The following is a 19,493-nucleotide window of genomic DNA, read 5'->3' as shown; positions in this document are numbered from 1 at the left end:
TTAAAACTGTTGTAATACTTACACAGTCTATGTTTTCAGCCTGAGCATCATTAAAATATAGTTACTAAAATTTACTAAACTTTATTACTCACCATAAAAATACCGGAAGAACCATTATTATTGCTATTTTTGTAGGCACAATCCTACTTGGATTAGGTCTTTATTTATATATTTCAAGATTTATATTTTATAAAAATAGATTAGATGAAAGCTCAATAAATGATGATAAAAATGAGTTTTGGAATATTTATGCTGAAGGTAACTATAACGAAAATATTCATGTCAATGGTAATTATATTGAAATAAATGGAGATTATCGAATCGATGTAAATAATGATTTTTCAGAAATCGCCCAAGAAATTCGAGAGTTAATCAATGAACTAAAAAATCAGGGTTATAGTGAAGAGGATGCCAAAACAGAAATTGCAAATGAATTAGCAGAAGAGGCTCGTAAAAAGCCCAAGGTTAGAAAAAAGCTTTTTATGTGGAAAAAGTCTTTTGGTAAAAATACTACGAAAACTAATGATGAAACTGAAGCAGCAAGAGAAGTTGTTAGTAGTGCTACAGCTTACAGTTACACTTCATCTAAAGATTTTACAGAAGTAGTATCAGGGCATTATCAGAAACTAGATGAATTACTTCAGGCTAGAAAGTGGAAAGAAGCTGATTTAGAAACAGCAAAGATAATTTACGTAATATCTCATAAAGAGCTACCAGAAACCTCACCATACAAGACTTATCTAAGTAATTATTTTTCCTCAGAGTATTTAAAAGTTCTTCCCAGAAAAGATTTAAATAATATCAATCGACTCTGGTTAAAGTATAGTAATGGACGGTTTGGGTTTAGCGTTCAAAAACGCATTTGGAAGCGTATTGGGGGTGGTTCTGATACGACTTATAATAGTGAGGAAATACAAGAAAAATTTGGTGACGAAGTTGGCTGGCGTAAAGAAGGAGATTGGGTATACTACTCTGATATTGACTATTCTCTGAGAGCGCCATCTGGGCATCTTCCAATACTTTTCATACTAAACTCCGATAAATCAGAGCGATGTGATATTGATTTTGAAATACTAGAAGTCATTGTTGGGCGTATATAGCAGTAAACGCATAATAGAAACTGCATTAGATCAACAAACCCCTTTTGCGGTTGTTGGGCGTTTCGCAAGTAGCGGACGTTATCTAATCATAACTGTTTATGAAGTTACTGAGCTTGAGGGCTAAACTTATGTATGGATATAGATGTGAATATTGTGAAGGAACTGTACAACCTCGAACAGTTAAGCGTGAAGCATTTAAACATAGGGATGGTTTTGTCATTCTTGAAGATGTGACCATAGGCGTGTGTGATACCTGTGGAAATCGCTACTATTCAGCCGATATTCTTCATACGGTTCATGCTGTAGCAACTGGAACAAAACCCCCTGAAAGAACCGAACAAATTCCGGTTTCCCATCTAGAATCAGCATAATTAATGCTGTATAACTTTAGGGGGTCAAGTTAACAGTAAACATAAAGAAATTGAACCCAAAATGGAAGATGAATTACGTCCTGAGTATAATTTTACTCAAATGGAAGGAGGGGTTAGAGGTAAATATATTGAGTGATATCGTACAAAAACAAAGATAGTGCGTTTAGATCCTGATGTTGCTGAAGCTTTTCCTAACGATGAAGCGGTAAATAACGCATTAAAATTACTAATCCAGATTGCCCAGCGTCAGCAAGCTAACACTAATGTACAGCCAACAGAATAAAAGTTGTGTTTGGTGAAGTTTTTTGTTGGTGGATTGAGGTTATGACGATGAGCGATCGCTCTCATCTTTCACAATAAAATTTTCAGCCTGAGATTCTGCTTCATAAATCAAGGGATATAGTGAAAGCCTATCTCTAATGTCTCTAGCTAATTGATCAAACGTGATACAAATTATCTTACGTGAGTCTACTAAAACCTTATTTAAACGCCATGTCAATCTAGCTTTATCAATAGGAGAAATAAAAGCATCTCTACCGATAACAAGAATGCCATAAAATTCTATATTCTCATTAAGGTATGTTGAAAATTAATCTTTTACAAGATGGAAATTATATAGAGTCTGAGTTAAGTTTAAGCTTGCCCAATTTACCTTTAATTGACGTGATTCCTCAATATCTGGAACAAAGTAAAACCGCAGATAGGAATGCAACACTGAAGGCTTTTCGGAGTTGGATAAGAGAATACTTATCTAAGTAGCGATCGCTTTTTTTAGATAATAGAAATTACGCACGAAGATTATAGGCTACTCTAAAGCCTGAAATTTTCGTTTCTTGGCGTAATGCTCTATTTCTTAAACATAAAATTCAGAGCGATCGCTATCCTATAAAGTTAGCAATTTTATTTCTCTGAATTGGAATTTCCTCTTTTTTCTCTGACATCACGTAACTTTTGGATGAGTTGACGATCAGCTGCTGGAGACGAAGATAGTTGATTCCTATTTGTAATGGATGTCGATTGTGTTGGCTTAAGGTTATCAGCTGCTGGTGTAATCAATGGTTTAGCCGTTACTTCTGGATTAGGCTTGAGTTGGCTGCTATTATCTGCGGGAATAATTATTGGCTGATTACCTGTTGCTGGTTGAGTTGTTACTGAGGGTGTCTGCTGTGATCCATCTCCAGCCGTTTTGCTACTTTCTTGGAAACGCAGATTAAATGGATAACGGCTAATTGTTTTCTCACCCTTTAAAGATTTAGCGTTAAAATATTGCCTTGTTTTTAATAAAAGTGCTGGAGAAAGCAATTTATCTTGGAATTTGATATCCAATACTTTGCCATCAGGATCTACTACTAAAATCCCTAAGACTGTACCTTCCACACCTGCTTTACTCACAGCAACGGTATCCCGAATTACGGGTTTTTCTTCTGAATTGGGGTATTGCTGTTGCAGTGCTTTTCGCAGTTCTTCGTAAGACTGAACTTGAGCTATTAGTGTTTGATTGGGAGCTTTTGTCGGTAAGTTCGGTGTATTGATTGGCTTTAAAGCAGGGAGATTTGCGGTTGATGTTGTATTGTCCCCAGTCTTGGGTGTTTGATTGATGACAGTTCCCGAAGTTGCACTGGGAGTAACCGCCACATTATTCTCCGGCTGTACAGGTTGGGGAGTAACTTTGTTATTTGCAGTTGTCACACTTGAGCTATATGCCGGATTTGGAGTTGGACTATTAAGAATTTCCGGCGGTATTTGTGCCGGGGGTAAATCTGGTAGTTTGTCAACTGGAAGTGGTTGTGAATTTTCTGGAATTACTGGCTTGTCATCGAAATTAGGAATTGCAGCAGTAAATTTTTGGTTCCCGGCTTTAAAACCGGAGTCAAAACGATAATTTTGTTTGGGAAATTGTATAGACTGCCTAGTAGGCAATGAAGAGATACGGTAGTTATTAGAAGTGGTTGGTAAAGATGGTATTACTGACTGTGGATAACCAGATGGTGGTAAGGGAGGCAGTACAGTTGTTTGTCCACCAAAGTTAGGCGGAAGTGCTTGTGGTTGCAGTGCTAGTTGCTGTTGCTGTGACAATATTGGTAGTTTTGGTTGCACAGCAAATTGAGATGTACCGGGAGTTTGGGGTAAACGATTTTGATCAGCTTGGCTTAACTCCAAAATACCCACTGATTTCGATGATGCTGCATCTTTTGGTTTACTGGGATCTACTGGCATTAATGGCACAATCAGTGCAATAGCACCATGAATCCCGACGGAAGCTAAAGCAGCAATTCCAGTTGGCTGGCTTAAAATTTCAGGTATATTTTTTATTAGGGAGACGTAAGACATAGCTGTTATCGTTCACTCGGCTCAGTTACAGTTTATTGGCAAATCAATATTATCTTTGTGGTACAAAATGCGCCCTTCTAAAGGAAATCACTTCTTGGGTAAAATTCAAAACGACAAAATTGAGATTTTCTGTCAGGGTTCAATTTTTTAATGACGCAATTTTATCTTTTTTGGTTGCAGTTGCAGATCAGAATGTTAATTAAATAGTTATCACTTCACTAATTTCTATCTTGCGTATAGATTTACGCAGCCCAAACTGACAATTACAGTAGTTGGCAGTGAAAATTCACGCATCAGTCTAGAGGTATATCAATCTAAAATCTACCCGACTCAACTAGCAAGATAGATGTTATTTAGTTAGTTGAGATTTGGTAGTAGACAGTTAGTTAATTGTATGCCAAAAATTGCATCCAGATCACATGGTATCACATCAGTTAGTTTTCAATTGTGGTTAGGTTTGCTATTTTGCTAATGGATAGGGATTTCTAATTACTGTTATTTTAATGACAACATATCTAACTATAAAATTCGGATTTTCATGACAAAATGCCCTTACCTACAGTTATTGTGCCTGGATATTTAGAAAGTGCGATCGCCTACCTCAACTTAGAAACCTCCCTCACACAGTCGGGGTTTCCCACAGTTACAGTACCACTAAGACGACGCGATTGGCTCCCCACCATTGGCGGTAGACCTGTGACACCAATTTTGCAAAAGCTTGACTTGACTGTGAAACAAATATTGCAGGAATATCAGTCCCAGCAAGTCAACCTAATTGGACATTCAGCCGGCGGTTGGATTTCCCGGATTTATTTAGGAGAAAAACCTTATACTCCCCGCCATCAAACTCATCCATCAATTTGGAATGCTCATCCTTTAGTCGCCTCCCTCATCACTTTAGGCACACCTCATATCAGCCAAGAACGCTGGACTCGTTGGAATTTAGACTTTGTAACCAACAACTATCCCGGCGCATTTTACAAAAATGTCCGTTATGTCTGTGCGGCTGGCAAAACTATTCTGGGCGCAAGACGGCCTGGTAGTTGGTTGGCTTACAGCAGTTACCAATTAACCTGCGGCCAAGGTAATACCTGGGGAGATGGTATCACTCCCATTGCAGCTGCTCATCTGGCAGGAGCCGAAAATCTCATCATTGAAGGTGTGAGACACTCACCCAGAAGTCCGGGAATTTGGTACGGTTCCCCAGAAGCACTCCAGGTTTGGGTAAAATATTTGCTTTAAAAATACATATATCTTTAATAAAGGCAACAAATATCTAAATTAATTATGTAAAATGTAATAAAAATATATATTTTTAAAAAATCAGGAGGGGTGAACCATGCAAAGCACCCAGTTCGAGAGAATTTTGCGACGACTCGCAACGATATTATCAGTCGTAATTCTGACCCTGTGCTTGATTTACACTACCACTGGCGTTCTGCTGTCTTTTTATTACGAACCAACAGCAGGTGGTGCTTACAATTCATTGAAAATGATTAATACTCAAGTGCCTTATGGCTGGCTGTTTTACCGAACCCACGAAATTGCAGGTAACGGTTTAATTGCGATCGCCTTAGTGCAGATTGTTGTAATGTTCTTAGGGCGACAATTTAGTCAGAGTTGGCTAGTTGCTTGGGTTAGTGGTATTTTATTAACCCTGAGTGCGATCGGGCTAGATTGGACAGCCATGCTCCTCGACTGGACACAGGAAGGATACTGGCGGTTCAGCATCGAATTGGGAACCATCGAAGCAATTCCTCTGATTGGGGAACAATTGCGAAATATCTTAACTGGCGGTGGTGCGATTAACACCCTCACAGTTGAACACCTTTACACCATCCACAGTTACATAGTGGCGGCGGCTACATTAATTTTGGCTGTAGTACATTTACTGGCGCTTGTCTGGCAAGAACAGCAAACTTATACAGCAGAAAGTTTCCATCAACTTCCTGAAACTTCGCTAGTAGAAAGTTGAGCCAAAGTTGGTACAGCAACTTCTTCTAATTCTGGTAACTTTTCGATAACTAACGGTGTGGATTGACTTGCGCCAGACAAGCGTTTTAATAAATTTGGTCTGGGGTCGTGCAGTAAATAGATAATGCGATCGCCTACTTCCCAGTCGTGATTAGCTGGCATTACTTGTAGACGTTTTTCTCGTTCTAATAGCAATGGTAGCAACACCCCAGTCCGAATTTTTTCTTGGATGCGTTCTTGTTGATTGTCAAAATCTGCTGCATCTAAGGTTATTTTTCCTAACTTCACACGTCCATCATTCAAGTACTCATTCCAAGTTTTAATTGTTAGTTCAGTTACAAAAGCTTGATTCACTGTTTTTTGATTTCCGCCATTACTAGCTTGAGGATCACGCGGAAACACAGCTAACACCCGTGGAGGATTAAATTCTTCCGCAGCACGTTGCGCCAGCACAAAATTTACCTCCCCGTTACTCGTCATTGCCAAAAAAGTCCCCATCGAAGCGAGTCCAGCTTCTTCCAAAACTCCCGTATCTAGGGCGCTACTAGCAATCACACGAATATTCTGCTCGGCGGCTTTTTCGCAACGTTCCGGGTCAGTGTCAATCATCACCACAGACTCTTCCCATTCTTGAAAGAAGCGAGCAATTAACAAACTCAAAGGATTACAACCAACAATCACCACTCCAGTCGCATCTTTAGAGGTGATTTGCAATAACTGGGCAATTCCGCCAGCCGTTAACCCCTGGCAAACCACAGTCATAATAATAGTCAAAAATACTAAAGCCTTAATCGCATCTCCACCATTGATGCCATGCTGCGTTAGTAAAATTGCGAATAACGAAGCCACAGAAGCCGAGACAATTCCTCTGGGAGCCACCCAGCTTAAAAATAATTTCTGTCGCCAGTTGAGGTTACTGTTCCAAGTACAAGCAAGGATATTAATCGGCCGTACCACAAACATCAGTACTACAACCGTTAAAACACTACCCCAACCTAAAGCAAACAAACTAGCGATTGATAAATCAGCCGCTAACAAAATAAACAGCACAGACACACTGAGAATTGTTAACTGACCTTTAAAACTGCGTAACAATCTTTCTTCTGGTACAGAAGAATTGGCGAACACTGCACCAGCAACTACCGTTGTCATCACACCCGATTCACTACGAATTGTCTGAGCCAGGGAAAACAGGCCCCAGAGTATTGCCAAAACTACCAGGTTTTTCAACTCAAACGACAGCAAACTAGCACGTTTGAACACCCAACTCATCAAGTAGCCACCAACTGCGCCAATTGCTGCACCTACCCCCAAACGCATCACTAAACCCACAATGGCATTCACTGGGTCAGCATCACCATTGACAATCGTATCTAAGACAACGAATGCCAAAATCGCACCTACAGGGTCAATTAAAACCCCTTCTCCTTCTAATAGCGTTGCTACCTGCCGATCTACATTAATTTGTTTGAGCAGCGGCCCAACCACAGTCGGCCCCGTAACCACGACTATAGAAGCGTAAAGGAAAGCAATATTCCAAGGAAATTCCCCCAGCCAATGCGCTGCCATACTGCCACCCAGGAGGGTAATTAGTGTTCCTAGGGTAACGAGCAATTGTAGGCTGACTGAAACCCTGCCTAACTCCCGTAAATCTAAATTCAGTCCACCTTCAAAGAGGATGATTGCTGTTGCTAAGGAAACAATTACTTCCAATCCTGTACCCAGCAGATGCGGGTGCAGCAGTCCCAAACCATCGGAACCGAGAATAATACCCAAGAAAAGCAATAAGACAATGCTGGGTACACGCAAGTATGCAGCTATCACTTGGGCGCTAATACCTGCTACAACAGCGATCACCATTTGTAAGGTGATTTCAAGAGATGCTTCCATGTTGTAGATTTTGAGTGATAGATTTCAAAATCTCTTGTAAAGAAGTGTAAAAACTACTTCTCCAGAGTACCGCATTAGATCCTTTGTACCTGATTAACTTTTGATTTTGTTTCATACTTGGTTGTGTACGATACTCTATTGTCCTCTAGTTCCCAAAAAAGTGGTAGTTCATGGTCAAGAGTCAATAGTAATTTGTCCTTGATTAATTTCCTCCTGCTCTTCTGCATCCTCTCTCCGCATCTTAGTTGATTTGCAACAAAAATTGTTTTTTTGCAAAAGCTGTTGACATCATTGAAAAAATTAGTTAATTTATAAAAGGTTTGATTGCGATGCCCCCATCGTCTAGAGGCCTAGGACACCTCCCTTTCACGGAGGCGACGGGGATTCGAATTCCCCTGGGGGTACTTTACCAACAACGCAGCATCAAACTATAGATCAGGTCGTAAGTCTTATGCCCCCATCGTCTAGAGGCCTAGGACACCTCCCTTTCACGGAGGCGACGGGGATTCGAATTCCCCTGGGGGTATTTTAAACAAATTTATTAACATTTTGAAGTCAAGTTTGCCTGTTTAAAGCTAGTTAAATCAGGAAAACCTGACTTTTTGTTAGACTAATTGTTCTACGCGCTGATAGATTGCTAAAAGATTTAGCTGTAGATCCTTACTCAGCCGACGTTCAATAATAGTCACTGGCATAGTTAATTTAGGCCAGACTTGGATGGTATAGCACAGATTAGTTCCAGTAATTCCATCCAGGGAAGTAGGTTCTAGGCTCCAACTACCAGAAAAGCCTTTGAAATCTCCCTCAACCATCGAAAAACTAATTTCTTTGGGAAAATGTTCTTCCAAGTCCAAAACGACACGGGCGCAAAAGTTGAAATTCAATAAACGCTGAGAGCCTACTTGCTCAAGTCGAATACCACCGTTAGGATGCTCCAGTAAACGACTTTTAGCAAGATTAGGGATGAAGTCAACTAAGGCTTCGTAATCTGTCAAGACTTTCCATATACATTCCACAGGATGAGGAATATGGATTTTGGCAGAAATTTGTCGTTTGCGCTCCGCTATTTTCTCGATTTGGACAACTACTGGGGGCAAATTAGCTGTATCAACAGCCAAATTGTCATCTAGGCTATTGTCATCAATAGGGGCGGTGAAATCCAGGTTAGCTGTAAGGTTATGTTGTTCAGTCACGGTCAGAATTTATAACTCGCTTTCGTCTGAAAATTGTGGCAGTGTGAGAGTAAAACAAACTTGGCTTTGTTCAGAATCGTGAATAGGAGTACTATCAACGGCGATCGCTCCATTTAAATGCTGTACTAAAGATTTAACTAAAGCAAGCCCTAAACCCGTTCCCGGAGTCCATCTTCCACCTTTACCACGACGGAACCGATCAAAGATGTAGGTTGCTTCTTCTTCAGAAATTCCCCGTCCTGTATTAGTCACTTTAATAATAACTTGATCAATTAATTGTTCAACTTGGTGATATACTTGCACATTAATCACCGTTTCCGGCTCTGAGTATGTACAGGCATTCGTGAATAATTCTTGCAAGATCCGGTTAAAACTTTCTAATTCAGTCTGTATTTTTAAAGAATCTTGGGGTAAATCGAGATTTATAGTTAAAGCTTTAGCTGATAGTTTTGAGTTCAGATTAGTTGTCAATGCTTGAACTCTGGTATTTAAATCTATGGTTTCAAACTGGGGACGTTCTTGCTTAGACTCTAATTTCTGGAGTGTCAACAAATCGTTAATTAAGTTAATTTCTTTCGTACATTCTTGCTCTAGAATATCCATGTATCTGGCTTGACGCTCTGGTTGAATTCCTGGCAAGCGCAAATTTTTGATGGACATTTGCATGTTTGTCAGTGGATACCGCAAGCGATCGCTCATATTACTCAAAAATTCATCTTTGAGATGATTGAGTTCCCGTAGCTGCTCAACATATTGCCGTGTTTTTTCATGCAGTTTTGCTTGCAGTTCCAGGCTGCTTTGGAGTTTAGCTGTGCGCTCATCTACCAAAGTCTGTACTTGGCGCAATGTTTGTGATTGAATAATGGCATTGCTCATTTGAGCGCAGACCATTTCCACCAGATTTAATTCGGAAGCTTGCCAACTACGGGCTGTTTTTTGTTGCAGGACAATGAATCCTAGAACTTTGCCTTGATTTTCTAATGGCACTAACAGCAAAGACGGTAAAAGTCCCACTGAAAACAATGAAGCAACCGTCACCATATCTTGCAGGTCTGTGTAGTCCTCAATTACTACGGCTTTGCCTGAGTCTGTAAACACACGTTGGCACAAACTACACTCAGAAACCAAAAATGACTGCGGCTCAACATCTGATTTACTAGTTGTGCAACTGGGTACGTTCCGATTCCATTCTGCAACTACAGTGGCTTTGGCTTTGGGAATTTGTTTTTTGGTTTGAGTTCTAAATAAAGGATCTTTATATTTCAGTAAGATCAACAATCCTCGGTCTGCCTGTAAAGATTCGGCCGTTGAGGAAATTGCTAACTGGAGCATTTGATTTAGCTCCAAATTACTCCGACTTAAGATAGTTAATTGTTTGATTAAGCTTTGATGTTGGTCGCTTTTTTGCAAATGCTCTTGCTGTGAAGCGATTAAGTTGATTTGACCGACTTGAGAAAAAGCGATCGCACAAGCTGATTCAACAAAATTTAACAGTTGTTTTTCTGATTCACTCCAATCGTATGATTGGAATTTAATCAGGCTAATAACACCATTGATTTGCCCGGCAAACCTAGTCGGAATCGCCAAAACTGATCTAATGGGAACTTGGAGATGTTGTCCTCCTACCACTAAACTATCTTGGATAGTCGAAATATCCTCAATAGTGAAGGGTTCCACCGCACATTGAACCACAGGTGAATCCATTAACAAATGTTCTGTGGAAAATAATTGACTGGGATGTGGCATTGCCAAATACTCATCAGAACACCAATTGGCAGAAATTGATTCACTGGCTGCTGTACTGGCAGATACTGTGACTAAACAACAGCAATCGACTTTGAAGGCATTACCTAGTAATCTAGCAATTTCTTGCAGCATCAATGTCGTTGCTGAGTTATTGGCGATGATGTGATTAATTTTTTGTACCAACTGAAGAGTTGGTTCGTTCTGATGCTGCATCAGCTTGAGTGGGTATGATTGTAGTCTGTCTAGGTCATCTGAACACTGTGGCGGCAATGATAAGCTTTTTTTCATTCCTGGCACGCTTCTGGATAATGACCTCATATCTTATGCACCCAATTTCCTGGCATATTGTTTTCATTTAGTTATGTCGCTGCACCCTAGTTAGTGGCAAGTCTTTTATCAAGAGTTTCTCTCACCTGTTATAGCCCCTTTCTTTGGCAGATGAATAAGTAACTGGTATATTAAACTAATTTATACATGGGTATATAAAAATCTCTAAAATATATTAAGGTGCTGCTTACAGAGGATTTGGGGCTTTGACGCAGACCTAAACTACTAGACTTTGGCCTAGGATAGCTTGTCCGTAACTATACATAAACCGTAATTTCTCTGGAATTAAGATAAAAATTCTCAAAAGCATTACCGCATTAACACTGGTCAATATATTAATTTTAGTAATATTTATTGCTAAATATTTTTCTTGTGCTAAGTACATTTCTGTGGCTTTGCAAAAAATTAAATTCTATTATGACAGAACCTCGGAAAAACTTCTTGAGTGTGTTTATCCCTCTCTAAAAGGTTTGTAGATTGTAATATTAAATTCTTGTCTATTATTGATGATGTGGTATCAAGCTTGTCATTTCCTGTATCAAGTGTCATCACATCCCTGTGACTAAAACTCCAGTTTGCTTTTGAGTTTGACTGCTGTGTTGGTTGCTTAACAAATATATATAAATATTTTAAATAAAAAATATTGATTGAATGCAGCTCCTAAAGATGGAAAGCAGCTTAGTTACCTGGATGAATGACCAAGCTGCTTTCCCAGGAATAAACAACTATCCAGCTAAACTTTCGACACTGAGAGGAACCATATCCCCATTCCGAGTGAGTCCTAAGAACATAGGCTGTTGAGGTTGAATTAATTGACCCGTGAGTACACAACGTTCTTCCTGCTGGGCGGTGGCGGCTATACTAGCTCGAATGTCGGCTCGTGAAAATCGCGGCTTCCACTCACCGGATTTTTGCTGGACATAATTCCAGAGAATATCGCGGATTAAGGCTTGATAGCCTTGATTGCCAGCTATTTCTTTAAGTTTATCTTTGAGTTCTCGTTCTAGACGAATGCTAGTAACTTCCATGTCGGTTGTTGGGGTGCGAGTAATTGTGTGCATGACTTTTTCTCCTTAAAGGTATGGACAGGATAGTAATACAAGTGTAGTATGTTTAAAGGAATGTTCAATAGGTGAAATTTTCTGTGAAATCCATTTACCCCATCTCTACTTCCTTGTGTGTCACCAACTGCCGATTGCGTTGGGAATCAGCCGCTATGGAAGTGGAGTATTTATTTATGGGCGATGGTAGCCATATTCATTGGCTAGTCACAGAGGGGAATTATGATTTTAGATATCTCGGCATAGGCGTGCTGAATGCAAAACCACAACTGAAAAAAATAAGCGGGAGGTACAGACAAGAGAATGCTGTACCGATATAACACCAGAGAAGTTTTTGGTAAATTTCTAACCCCCGCTTCACTTAGACCAGAAGCGGGGGTTTTTTAATAAGGAGTGAAGCTGTGACGATCGCAATGCAAGTGTTAGAGCAATCCGTAGTGGTATTTTCGCAAAATTACTTGCCTCTGTGTCGCGTAAATATCAAACGAGCGATTGTGCTGTTAGTAACAAACAAAGCAGAACCACTGGATTTTGCGACTGAAGGCGGATGGCGAGTTCATTCACCCAGTTTAGTAATTGACGTACCAAAACACATTCGTTTGAAAATTGGCTCTAATGAACGGACATGGAAAGTACCACCAGTAAATCGGCGAGAAGTTTTGCGGCGAGACCATCACACTTGTCAATATTGCGGTAGCAGCAAACGCCTGACATTAGATCACGTCATCCCCCGATCCAAAGGTGGCTTACATACCTGGGATAACGTAGTCACAGCTTGTGAAAGATGTAACTCCCGAAAAGGCGATCGCAGTTTGTCTGAGACTGGAATGCGGCTGAGGAAAATACCAAAAGCACCCATTCACCCCGCGATCGCTTTTGCAGAACAATTTTGGACAAATGTGCAAGCAAACCTGGAATAGCAGGAGAGCATAAGGAATGCTGAAATTAACTTACACCGAAAGGAGCTTTTGTTTAGAGTGTATTCCTCAGTCACTAGAGGAGTGGGTAGCACAGCGCGTAATTTTCGCTATGCGAGTTGGACAAAATCTGTGTGTTGAACCCAGTACTGCTTCCTTTTTGCTACCTGTTGATCTGCCAGGGGTAGAAGCACTTAAGGCGGAGGTGAAACGAGATGATCGGGAAGTCATCGCCTTGTGTGTCTGCGATAGCGAATATGTGGAAGTCACCCTGCGTGGTTCTTGGCTATCAAACAGTGCTGAAGATTCTGTGGGTGTGTTCATCACCACAATGAGCGATCGCACTGAGTTCTTTCTGCAAAAACTGTGGCAAGAAGCGCAAGCTTGTGCTTCTGTGATGAGCGAGTAAAACAAGTATGAAGTGTGAAGTATGAAGTATGAAATTTCATACTTCTACTTTTCGCTTTCTTGTAATAGTTCGGGGATTGTCACAAATCGGTAGCCTTGCTGTTTCAGCCCGGTGATGATTTGTGGCAATGCTTCTAATGTTCTGTGGCGATCGCCTCCACCATCGTGCATTAAAACAATAGCTCCTGGTTTTGCGCCTTTCAAAACATTTTTAACAAATGCTTGGGGTTTAGCACGGGGGTCTGTGTCGGCAGAAGTCAAAGACCACATAACTACAGAATATTTCTGGCTTTTGGCGTAAGCTGCTAATCCATTATTTAAAAAGCCCCCAGGAGGACGAAACAAGGTTGTTTTGACCCCTGTTGTTTTGTAAATCAAGTCAGAGGTGCGGTCAATTTCCTTTTTGGCTGTGGCTGCATCCATATTTTTATACCAGTGATGCCAAGTATGGTTGCCGATGGCGTGTCCTTCAGCTACAACTCGCTTGGCAATTTCAGGATTTGCTTGTAAAGCACTCCCTACCCAAAAGAATGTCACCTTGACGTTATTTGCTTTGAAGATATCCAGCATTTGTAAGGTTGTTTTTGGCCAGGGGCCATCATCAACAGTCAAGGCAATAACTTTCTCTTGATTACTAGGTTCTACTTTATATAAGGTTTTTCCTTGAAATTTCGCCGGAACCTCGAAATTAAGGTTTTCTAGATTAGTTGATGGCTGTGGTTTAGCATCTGTTGGACTGGTTACTGGTTGATCTGGCACTGGTGCTGCATGAACTTTGTTAATTGGTTGGGTATTTTCCAATTTTGCAGACGTGCTACAGCTTGTTACACAAAAGGCGATCGCTACACAACCAAATATTCTGTATAACTTCAGGTCTTTTTCTTTCACATTAGGTTCCTAAAAATATTCAGCCCATCATAAGCTTGTAGTTTTACTTTTCAGAGAGGTTAATAAGTTAAAAGACTAGCAATATAAGGGTTTTCAGCAATTTTCAAAAATTTTCCCTCAACCCCTTGACATCCTTTGTAGTATTTATGTAGTATATATGTAGTGAGGCGAAAGACAAAGCCTCCAAACGGTAAAAGTCATGTTCTACACAAATATACAGAACAGGCACTGGAATCAACGAAAGTTGCCAGTCAAACAAGCCTCTCTCACTTCTAAACAACCAGAAGTAGAGGATATCAAAGCCAAAAATTCCCAATTGGCTCAAGCAAAAACCGCCGAATACATCAGTAATACACAACAGGTTTATTACTTAGAGCGTCGGTTATTTGGTTAAAAGTTTTTTCTCAAGCAAAGTAATTTTTCCGAACCTTGAAAACTGAATAAGGAATGGGCAAGTTCATCAAAAATCATCTGTGCCTTGAAAAATTAAAAAGATAAAAGTCAAAAAATCCTTATTTTGCCTTTTTACTTTTTCCTTTTTCCTTCTAAACATTAGGCACAGATAGCAAACATGGGGGTATAGCTCAAATGGTGAGAGCGATCGCCTGTCGAGCGATAGGTTGCGAGTTCAAGTCTCGTTACTCCCGTGTAGCCTTGTGGACGACTAGATAAGTCGCTGTGCCTCTCAAGCACAGAGAAGCGGGTGCAACTCCCGTCAAGGCTCCCAAACGGCTGAGTAGCCAAGTGGTTGAAGGCATTGGTCTGCAAAACCGACATCGTGAGTTCAATTCTCACCTCAGCCTTTGGTACGTTGCAGTGTAACTTAACGGCAAAGTCCTCGGCTCATAACCGAGTATATGCGGGTTCAACTCCCGCCACTGCTACCAATGCAGGGATGGTGTAACGGCAACACCTCGTGACTCCAAATCCGATGTTCTAGGTTCAAATCCTAGTCCCTGCGTTCTACTTTTGCCCCCGTGGACGAACGGTTAAGTCGCTGCTCTTTCAAAGCGGAGATTGCGGGTTCAAATCCCGTCGGGGGAATTATGGGTCGATGGCCGAGTCTGGTTAAAGGCGACAGTCTGTAAAACTGTTCTATTTTGTTCGCAGGTTCAAATCCTGCTCGACCCACTGCGGAGAGGTGGCTGAGTGGCTCAAAGCGTCCTCCTGCTAAGAGGAAACGGGTAGTTAATATCCGTCGAGGGTTCAAATCCCTCTCTCTCCGCCTGAAAAGTGCTGAGTGCTGAGTTCAAAGTGCTGAGAAAAACACTAGCCCTAGCCCCTAGTCTCTAGCCTCTAGTCCCTAACCCCTATTGAGAGCGTGGTGTAACTGGATAACATCTCAGTCTACGAAACTGAAGAAGTGAGGGTTCAAATCCCTCCGCTCTCGTTACATAGGAGAGGTGGTGGAGTGGCTGATTCAAGTTGAATTAAACCAGTCCACGGGGTAATTACCCATCTCTCCTTCCTATCCCCTAGTAGCTCAGTTGGTAGTAGCGCCTGTCTGAAGAACAGGAGGTCGTCGGTTCAATTCCAACCTGGGGGACTACGTTGCCTCGTAGCTCAGTGGTAGTAGCGATCGCCTGTTAAGCGAAAGGTCGCAGGTTCAAACCCTGCCGAGGCAGCCATTCATTGCCGGGTGGACGAATTGGAAAGTCGCATCGCTCTGAACGATGAGGTTGCAGGTTCAAACCCTGCCCTGGCAATAAAGCCCTGTGGTGTAATTGGCAACATCCCGCCCTTTGAAGGCGAAGATTCCAGGTTCGACCCCTGGCAGGGCTGCCAAACTTTGCTCTTGTAGCCCAATTGGAAGAGGCTGCCGTCTCAAAAACGGTATGTTGTGGGTTCAACTCCCACCAAGAGTACCAAAACTAGCTCCTGTAGCCCAACTGGAAGAGGCGGCAGACTTAAAATCTGTTAGTTGTGTGGGTTCAACTCCCACCAGGAGTACCAACGGGATGTGGCGCAACTTGGTAGCGCGGCAGCTTTGGGAGCTGAAGGTTGCAGGTTCAAATCCTGCCATCCCGATATACCCCTGTGACGGAACTGGCATACGTGCTGGAATCAGAGTCCAGATTTTACAGGTTCGACTCCTGTCAGGGGTACTAAGCTCTCGTGGCGGAACGGAAGACGCACTAGACCGAGGATCTAGTTTTTTGCAGGTTCGACTCCTGTCGGGAGTACCAAAATCAAAGTATGCCCTTGTAGCCCAACCGGAAGAGGCGCTTCGCTTAGAACGAGGAGGTTGCTGGTTCAAATCCAGTCAGGGGCATTGGTGAAATACGGGGATGGAGCAAGAGTGGCTCAGAGGTCTCATAAGCCTCATATCAGCAGGTGCAACTCCTGCCCCCGTCACCAAATAAGGCAAAAGTAAAGAATAAGAAAATCTTTTTACTTTTTAACAAGTGCTGGTGTAGCTCAACTGGCAGAGCAACTGACTTGTAATCAGTAGGTTGCAGGTTCAATTCCTGTCACCAGCCCCAGAATGCGGGTGTGATGTAACGGTAGCATGTGACACTTCCAATGTCTTCGTGCGAGTTCAAATCTCGCCGTCCGCTCTGAAACTTGCGGGTGTGATGTAATCGGTAGCATCTGAGTGCGCCACATTCAGCGTGTGGGTACCCTGCGGGAAGCCGCTATCGCGTCTACAAATCCCTCCACTCGCTTGCGTAGTCCTGTAGTTCAACGGTAGAGCAATTGCCTTACAAGCAATAAGTTGCAGGTTCGATTCCTGCCAGGACTACCAATTATTGGGAGTGTAGCTCAATAGAAGAGAGCATCGAGCTTCTAACTCGAAGGTTGTAGGTTTGAGTCCTACCACTCTCGCCTGAATACGTCAAAAGTAAAAAGTCAAAAGGCAAAAGTATTTCTTTTTACTTTTTACTTTACACTTTTTACTTTGTTGATGGGGTCATAGCTCAAATGGCTAGAGCGCCTGCCTTGCAAGCAGGAGGTTATGGGTTCAATTCCCATTGATTCCACTGATGGTGTCTGAAGCCAAAGCGATCGCGGCACTGGTTTGTGGAACCAGTCATAGCGGGTTTAAGTCCCGCCAGACACCCCTGAATGGAAGATGCCGCTAAATGGTTGGCAACCGGTCTTGAAAACCGGGGTGGGGTAACACCTAGGGGTTCGATTCCTCCATCTTCCGCCTTCCACCTGAAGCCGAAAAGTGAGGCGCTGTGCTGATAACACAGTTATAGGAGGGGCAGTACCTCCCTGGTGGATTTTGATTTGGGGAATAGGGAGTAGGGAGTACGTCTCCTTTTCCCCCTACCCCTTGTCTTCCTTGTCTCCCTTGTCTTTTCTTTATGGGTGGTTGGCATAGCGGCTGTGCAACGGGCTTTTAATCCGTCATAGAGAGGTTCGACTCCTCTACCACCCATTTTCAAAACTAACTTCTATAAAAGAGAGTCTATGTGCTGCTGTACTTTCTGTAAAAGTGGCTGAGACTCGATTTGCTGAGATAATTCATGGGCATTTTGGTAGCAAGATAGGGCTTTTCTTTTGCGTTTTGTTGATGCGTACAAGCTGCCCATATTTAGTAAAGTCGAAATTTCTCCCAAGCGATCGCCTAATTGTTGATAAATTGCGATCGCTTGTTTATAAAATTTCATCGCCTGCCAGTTATTACCTAAAATGCTGTAGGTATAACCAATATTATTTAAGGTTGTGGCTTCACCAGAAATGTCTTTCAGGGTGCGACGCGATAAAAGTACTTGATAGTAAATTAGCAGTGCTTGTTTAGGTTGCCCTAAATCACTGTAAACAGAAGCAAGATTATTCATCGTGGTTGCTTCACCCACCAAATTTTTCACGGCTCTTTGAATAGAAAGTGCTTCCTGCAAATATTCTAGAGCTTGCCCATGTTTGCCTAAAAGACTGTAAGCAAACCCAATACCATTTAATGTTGCTGCTTCACCAGAAAAATCACCTAAAAATCGTCGCATTGAGAGAATTTGGTTTTGTAGCAACAGTGCGCGTTTTGGTTCTCCCAATTTGGTGTAAATTAGTGCCACATCATTGAGGGTGGAAACTTCACCCTGAGTATCTTGCAATCTTCTAAAGATATCTAAGGCTTGATCTAAATATTTCAATGCTTGCGAAAACTTTCCCAGACGGCTGTAAGTAGAACCAAGATTACTCAAGGCAGTGGCTTCGGCACTGGCGTTACCTATCTCTTGAGCAACCAAAAGCGCCTGCTCAAAATACTCTAATGCTTTTTGAGGTTGCCAGCAACCAAGGTGCGCTAAACCGAGGTCGTTTAATGTATAACCCTCTTTGGCTCGATCAGAAATTGCTCTAGCTAATTCTAGATTTTTTGTTGCCAGGGCGAGTGATTCTTGAAGTTTTCCTTCCTGGTAGTAGCGGGTTGCTTGATCTCGACGTTTTTCCCACTCTTGGACTGCATTAAATGATTGCGTCATTTGACCTCAGTTGCACCAAAGAAAAATTAGGCAGATTGACTTTGAGCCAACATCCCTAAGACATAAATTTGCTTAGATTGCCCAAAATAATGTTAAACATTATTTTCTACCTTGAGATATAGGATGTAAATAGTAAAATGTGGTATATTTTTCAACCAAACTAACTAATTGCTATAAATTTATAAGATAATTGCTTAAGTTTTATAGCTTATTCTTGTAAATTCATATTCTTAGTAACTGGATAAGTAGTTTTTGCGAAAATATGAAAAATCAGGGGATTTTTAGGTAATTTTAAGACGTATTTCTTTCAGATTTTGTGTAAAGTAAATTTTGTATTTTTGTTAAGAAATATGACAGTTTCAGGCTAAATCAAAGGATTGTTACTAAGCCTTGAAGAGATATAGCATTCCTATTTGATAGATGAACTAAAGAGAATAGAGACAAGGAGAGATGAACATAAATCACAGGACTTACGTAAGTGTCACAATTGATGCTTGGTGCGTGACGCTATAAATCTGATGACTACGTTCAAATCTTCTCGTTGCGTCACACACCCTACAGAAAAAATATGCCAATGGCTATATTTACCTAGAGCATAAGATTAAATTTGCTGTAGATAACACTTATGTAACATTAACGCTTAAATGCTCTTGCGTACGACATAGAAGAATTCAATGTTTATTTGGCTGATAAATTGGGAATTTTAAAACTAGTAGGTTATGACCTTGATATTCCCTTTTATTACTTACGCCTTATGTGAGATGGGGTAGCAAAAAAGAAGGGGAAACCACAAGATAAAGGTAACGACACCAAAGCTTGAGGTCTCCCAATGAATATGGTAGACGGTTCGACCCTGTTGA

General features: G+C 41.4%; 16 protein-coding genes, 29 tRNA genes and 1 pseudogene. 38 read left to right on the top strand and 8 right to left on the bottom strand.

Going from position 1 to position 19,493, the window contains the following annotated elements; genetic code table 11:
* Positions 1-482: 482 nt before the first annotated feature.
* From H6G74_RS29785 to H6G74_RS29775, 3 genes and pseudogenes are all read left to right on the top strand, one after another.
* Positions 483-1,100 (top strand): GUN4 domain-containing protein, encoded by a 618-nt coding sequence (locus tag H6G74_RS29785; protein ID WP_190971133.1) that lies wholly within the window; start codon positions 483-485, stop codon positions 1,098-1,100.
* A gap of 128 nt (positions 1,101-1,228) precedes the next feature.
* Positions 1,229-1,471: a YgiT-type zinc finger protein gene (locus H6G74_RS29780; protein WP_190872752.1), complete on the top strand. Its 243-nt coding sequence runs from the start codon at positions 1,229-1,231 to the stop codon at positions 1,469-1,471.
* A 61-nt stretch (positions 1,472-1,532) separates the two neighbouring features.
* Positions 1,533-1,754: pseudogene (locus H6G74_RS29775) on the top strand (hypothetical protein).
* Positions 1,755-1,793: 39 nt separating this feature from the next.
* On the opposite strand, the gene H6G74_RS29770 reads toward H6G74_RS29775, so the two are convergent.
* A complete protein-coding gene (locus H6G74_RS29770; RefSeq protein WP_313888528.1) occupies positions 1,794-2,036 on the bottom strand; it encodes a Shedu anti-phage system protein SduA domain-containing protein in 243 nt (80 codons plus the stop codon).
* Between the two features lie 335 nt (positions 2,037-2,371).
* Positions 2,372-3,802, bottom strand: coding sequence for a hypothetical protein (locus H6G74_RS29765; RefSeq protein ID WP_190971132.1), 1,431 nt, complete (start codon positions 3,800-3,802; stop codon positions 2,372-2,374).
* 546 nt (positions 3,803-4,348) lie between these two features.
* Between H6G74_RS29765 and H6G74_RS29760 the strand changes: the two genes are divergently transcribed.
* Entirely contained in the window at positions 4,349-5,044 is a 696-nt protein-coding gene (locus tag H6G74_RS29760) for an esterase/lipase family protein (protein WP_190971131.1), read from the top strand.
* A 97-nt stretch (positions 5,045-5,141) separates the two neighbouring features.
* Positions 5,142-5,777 carry a cytochrome b N-terminal domain-containing protein gene (locus H6G74_RS29755; RefSeq protein ID WP_190971130.1) on the top strand — a complete coding sequence of 212 codons (636 nt, stop codon included), beginning with the start codon at positions 5,142-5,144 and terminating at the stop codon, positions 5,775-5,777.
* Here H6G74_RS29755 and H6G74_RS29750 read toward each other — a convergent pair.
* Complete coding sequence (locus H6G74_RS29750) at positions 5,744-7,666, bottom strand: cation:proton antiporter (protein ID WP_190971129.1); 1,923 nt, start codon at positions 7,664-7,666, stop codon at positions 5,744-5,746. The genes H6G74_RS29755 and H6G74_RS29750 overlap by 34 nt on opposite strands.
* A gap of 331 nt (positions 7,667-7,997) precedes the next feature.
* On the opposite strand from H6G74_RS29750, the gene H6G74_RS29745 reads away from it, so the two are divergent.
* Both H6G74_RS29745 and H6G74_RS29740 read left to right on the top strand, forming a co-directional pair.
* Positions 7,998-8,070: transfer RNA gene (locus tag H6G74_RS29745), tRNA-Glu, on the top strand.
* 49 nt (positions 8,071-8,119) lie between these two features.
* A tRNA-Glu gene (locus H6G74_RS29740) sits at positions 8,120-8,192 on the top strand.
* 79 nt (positions 8,193-8,271) lie between these two features.
* Here the strand turns inward: H6G74_RS29740 and H6G74_RS29735 are convergent.
* The 3 genes from H6G74_RS29735 to H6G74_RS29725 form a co-directional block, all read right to left on the bottom strand.
* Entirely contained in the window at positions 8,272-8,859 is a 588-nt protein-coding gene (locus H6G74_RS29735; RefSeq protein WP_190971128.1) for an SRPBCC family protein, read from the bottom strand.
* A 9-nt stretch (positions 8,860-8,868) separates the two neighbouring features.
* Positions 8,869-10,893 carry a sensor histidine kinase gene (locus H6G74_RS29730; RefSeq protein ID WP_190971127.1) on the bottom strand — a complete coding sequence of 675 codons (2,025 nt, stop codon included), beginning with the start codon at positions 10,891-10,893 and terminating at the stop codon, positions 8,869-8,871.
* Between the two features lie 764 nt (positions 10,894-11,657).
* Positions 11,658-11,993: a hypothetical protein gene (locus tag H6G74_RS29725; protein WP_190971126.1), complete on the bottom strand. Its 336-nt coding sequence runs from the start codon at positions 11,991-11,993 to the stop codon at positions 11,658-11,660.
* Positions 11,994-12,064: 71 nt separating this feature from the next.
* Here H6G74_RS29725 and H6G74_RS29720 point away from each other — a divergent pair, with 71 nt between their 5' ends.
* From H6G74_RS29720 to H6G74_RS29710, 3 genes are all read left to right on the top strand, one after another.
* Positions 12,065-12,313: a hypothetical protein gene (locus H6G74_RS29720; protein WP_190971125.1), complete on the top strand. Its 249-nt coding sequence runs from the start codon at positions 12,065-12,067 to the stop codon at positions 12,311-12,313.
* Positions 12,314-12,394: 81 nt separating this feature from the next.
* On the top strand, positions 12,395-12,913 hold the full coding sequence (locus H6G74_RS29715) for an HNH endonuclease (RefSeq protein ID WP_190971124.1): 519 nt from the start codon (positions 12,395-12,397) through the stop codon (positions 12,911-12,913).
* 16 nt (positions 12,914-12,929) lie between these two features.
* Positions 12,930-13,319, top strand: a complete 390-nt coding sequence (locus tag H6G74_RS29710) for an alr0857 family protein (RefSeq protein ID WP_062294299.1) — start codon at positions 12,930-12,932, stop codon at positions 13,317-13,319.
* Between the two features lie 44 nt (positions 13,320-13,363).
* On the opposite strand, the gene H6G74_RS29705 is transcribed toward H6G74_RS29710, so the two are convergent.
* The gene (locus H6G74_RS29705; protein ID WP_313888527.1) at positions 13,364-14,206 is read right to left on the bottom strand and encodes a polysaccharide deacetylase family protein; all 843 of its coding nucleotides are present in this window, start codon (positions 14,204-14,206) and stop codon (positions 13,364-13,366) included.
* 244 nt (positions 14,207-14,450) lie between these two features.
* Between H6G74_RS29705 and H6G74_RS29700 the strand changes: the two genes are divergently transcribed.
* From H6G74_RS29700 to H6G74_RS29565, 28 genes are all read left to right on the top strand, one after another.
* Positions 14,451-14,600, top strand: coding sequence for a hypothetical protein (locus H6G74_RS29700; protein WP_242051385.1), 150 nt, complete (start codon positions 14,451-14,453; stop codon positions 14,598-14,600).
* A gap of 179 nt (positions 14,601-14,779) precedes the next feature.
* Positions 14,780-14,853, top strand: a tRNA-Asp gene (locus H6G74_RS29695).
* A gap of 3 nt (positions 14,854-14,856) precedes the next feature.
* A tRNA-Glu gene (locus tag H6G74_RS29690) sits at positions 14,857-14,933 on the top strand.
* 3 nt (positions 14,934-14,936) lie between these two features.
* A tRNA-Cys gene (locus tag H6G74_RS29685) sits at positions 14,937-15,009 on the top strand.
* A 9-nt stretch (positions 15,010-15,018) separates the two neighbouring features.
* Positions 15,019-15,093, top strand: a tRNA-Ile gene (locus H6G74_RS29680).
* A 2-nt stretch (positions 15,094-15,095) separates the two neighbouring features.
* A tRNA-Trp gene (locus tag H6G74_RS29675) sits at positions 15,096-15,167 on the top strand.
* A gap of 11 nt (positions 15,168-15,178) precedes the next feature.
* Positions 15,179-15,250: transfer RNA gene (locus H6G74_RS29670), tRNA-Glu, on the top strand.
* Between the two features lie 4 nt (positions 15,251-15,254).
* Positions 15,255-15,337, top strand: a tRNA-Tyr gene (locus H6G74_RS29665).
* A gap of 4 nt (positions 15,338-15,341) precedes the next feature.
* Positions 15,342-15,431 (top strand) — tRNA-Ser (locus H6G74_RS29660).
* 90 nt (positions 15,432-15,521) lie between these two features.
* Positions 15,522-15,596: transfer RNA gene (locus H6G74_RS29655), tRNA-Arg, on the top strand.
* Between the two features lie 82 nt (positions 15,597-15,678).
* Positions 15,679-15,752: transfer RNA gene (locus H6G74_RS29650), tRNA-Phe, on the top strand.
* Between the two features lie 6 nt (positions 15,753-15,758).
* Positions 15,759-15,834, top strand: a tRNA-Asn gene (locus H6G74_RS29645).
* A gap of 5 nt (positions 15,835-15,839) precedes the next feature.
* Positions 15,840-15,912: transfer RNA gene (locus H6G74_RS29640), tRNA-Gln, on the top strand.
* A 3-nt stretch (positions 15,913-15,915) separates the two neighbouring features.
* Positions 15,916-15,991, top strand: a tRNA-Gln gene (locus H6G74_RS29635).
* A 6-nt stretch (positions 15,992-15,997) separates the two neighbouring features.
* Positions 15,998-16,074: transfer RNA gene (locus H6G74_RS29630), tRNA-Leu, on the top strand.
* 6 nt (positions 16,075-16,080) lie between these two features.
* Positions 16,081-16,159: transfer RNA gene (locus H6G74_RS29625), tRNA-Leu, on the top strand.
* Between the two features lies 1 nt (position 16,160).
* A tRNA-Pro gene (locus H6G74_RS29620) sits at positions 16,161-16,234 on the top strand.
* A 3-nt stretch (positions 16,235-16,237) separates the two neighbouring features.
* Positions 16,238-16,311 (top strand) — tRNA-Leu (locus H6G74_RS29615).
* Between the two features lie 4 nt (positions 16,312-16,315).
* Positions 16,316-16,392, top strand: a tRNA-Leu gene (locus tag H6G74_RS29610).
* A gap of 12 nt (positions 16,393-16,404) precedes the next feature.
* Positions 16,405-16,478 (top strand) — tRNA-Leu (locus H6G74_RS29605).
* 10 nt (positions 16,479-16,488) lie between these two features.
* Positions 16,489-16,564, top strand: a tRNA-Met gene (locus tag H6G74_RS29600).
* Positions 16,565-16,613: 49 nt separating this feature from the next.
* Positions 16,614-16,689: transfer RNA gene (locus H6G74_RS29595), tRNA-Thr, on the top strand.
* 4 nt (positions 16,690-16,693) lie between these two features.
* Positions 16,694-16,764, top strand: a tRNA-Gly gene (locus H6G74_RS29590).
* A gap of 113 nt (positions 16,765-16,877) precedes the next feature.
* A tRNA-Val gene (locus H6G74_RS29585) sits at positions 16,878-16,952 on the top strand.
* 6 nt (positions 16,953-16,958) lie between these two features.
* Positions 16,959-17,032, top strand: a tRNA-Arg gene (locus H6G74_RS29580).
* A gap of 81 nt (positions 17,033-17,113) precedes the next feature.
* A tRNA-Ala gene (locus H6G74_RS29575) sits at positions 17,114-17,187 on the top strand.
* A gap of 87 nt (positions 17,188-17,274) precedes the next feature.
* A tRNA-Ser gene (locus tag H6G74_RS29570) sits at positions 17,275-17,357 on the top strand.
* A 162-nt stretch (positions 17,358-17,519) separates the two neighbouring features.
* Positions 17,520-17,591 (top strand) — tRNA-Lys (locus tag H6G74_RS29565).
* Between the two features lie 16 nt (positions 17,592-17,607).
* Here H6G74_RS29565 and H6G74_RS29560 read toward each other — a convergent pair.
* On the bottom strand, positions 17,608-18,633 hold the full coding sequence (locus tag H6G74_RS29560; RefSeq protein ID WP_190971122.1) for a tetratricopeptide repeat protein: 1,026 nt from the start codon (positions 18,631-18,633) through the stop codon (positions 17,608-17,610).
* Positions 18,634-19,493 lie beyond the last annotated feature (860 nt).

The sequence above is a fragment of the Nostoc spongiaeforme FACHB-130 genome (genome assembly GCF_014698475.1).
Lineage (GTDB): Bacteria > Cyanobacteriota > Cyanobacteriia > Cyanobacteriales > Nostocaceae > Nostoc_B > Nostoc_B spongiaeforme.
Note: the sequence above shows the minus strand (reverse complement) of the source record. Positions and strands in the feature narration are given on the sequence as shown.

Coding starts and splice junctions, on each gene's coding strand:
- H6G74_RS29785 (WP_190971133.1), top strand. CDS start 483: ATGTGGAAAAAGTCTTTTGGTAAAAATACTACGAAAACTAATGATGAA.
- H6G74_RS29780 (WP_190872752.1), top strand. CDS start 1,229: ATGTATGGATATAGATGTGAATATTGTGAAGGAACTGTACAACCTCGA.
- H6G74_RS29765 (WP_190971132.1), bottom strand. CDS start 3,802: ATGTCTTACGTCTCCCTAATAAAAAATATACCTGAAATTTTAAGCCAG.
- H6G74_RS29760 (WP_190971131.1), top strand. CDS start 4,349: ATGCCCTTACCTACAGTTATTGTGCCTGGATATTTAGAAAGTGCGATC.
- H6G74_RS29755 (WP_190971130.1), top strand. CDS start 5,142: ATGCAAAGCACCCAGTTCGAGAGAATTTTGCGACGACTCGCAACGATA.
- H6G74_RS29750 (WP_190971129.1), bottom strand. CDS start 7,666: ATGGAAGCATCTCTTGAAATCACCTTACAAATGGTGATCGCTGTTGTA.
- H6G74_RS29730 (WP_190971127.1), bottom strand. CDS start 10,893: ATGAAAAAAAGCTTATCATTGCCGCCACAGTGTTCAGATGACCTAGAC.
- H6G74_RS29725 (WP_190971126.1), bottom strand. CDS start 11,993: ATGCACACAATTACTCGCACCCCAACAACCGACATGGAAGTTACTAGC.
- H6G74_RS29710 (WP_062294299.1), top strand. CDS start 12,930: ATGCTGAAATTAACTTACACCGAAAGGAGCTTTTGTTTAGAGTGTATT.
- H6G74_RS29560 (WP_190971122.1), bottom strand. CDS start 18,633: ATGACGCAATCATTTAATGCAGTCCAAGAGTGGGAAAAACGTCGAGAT.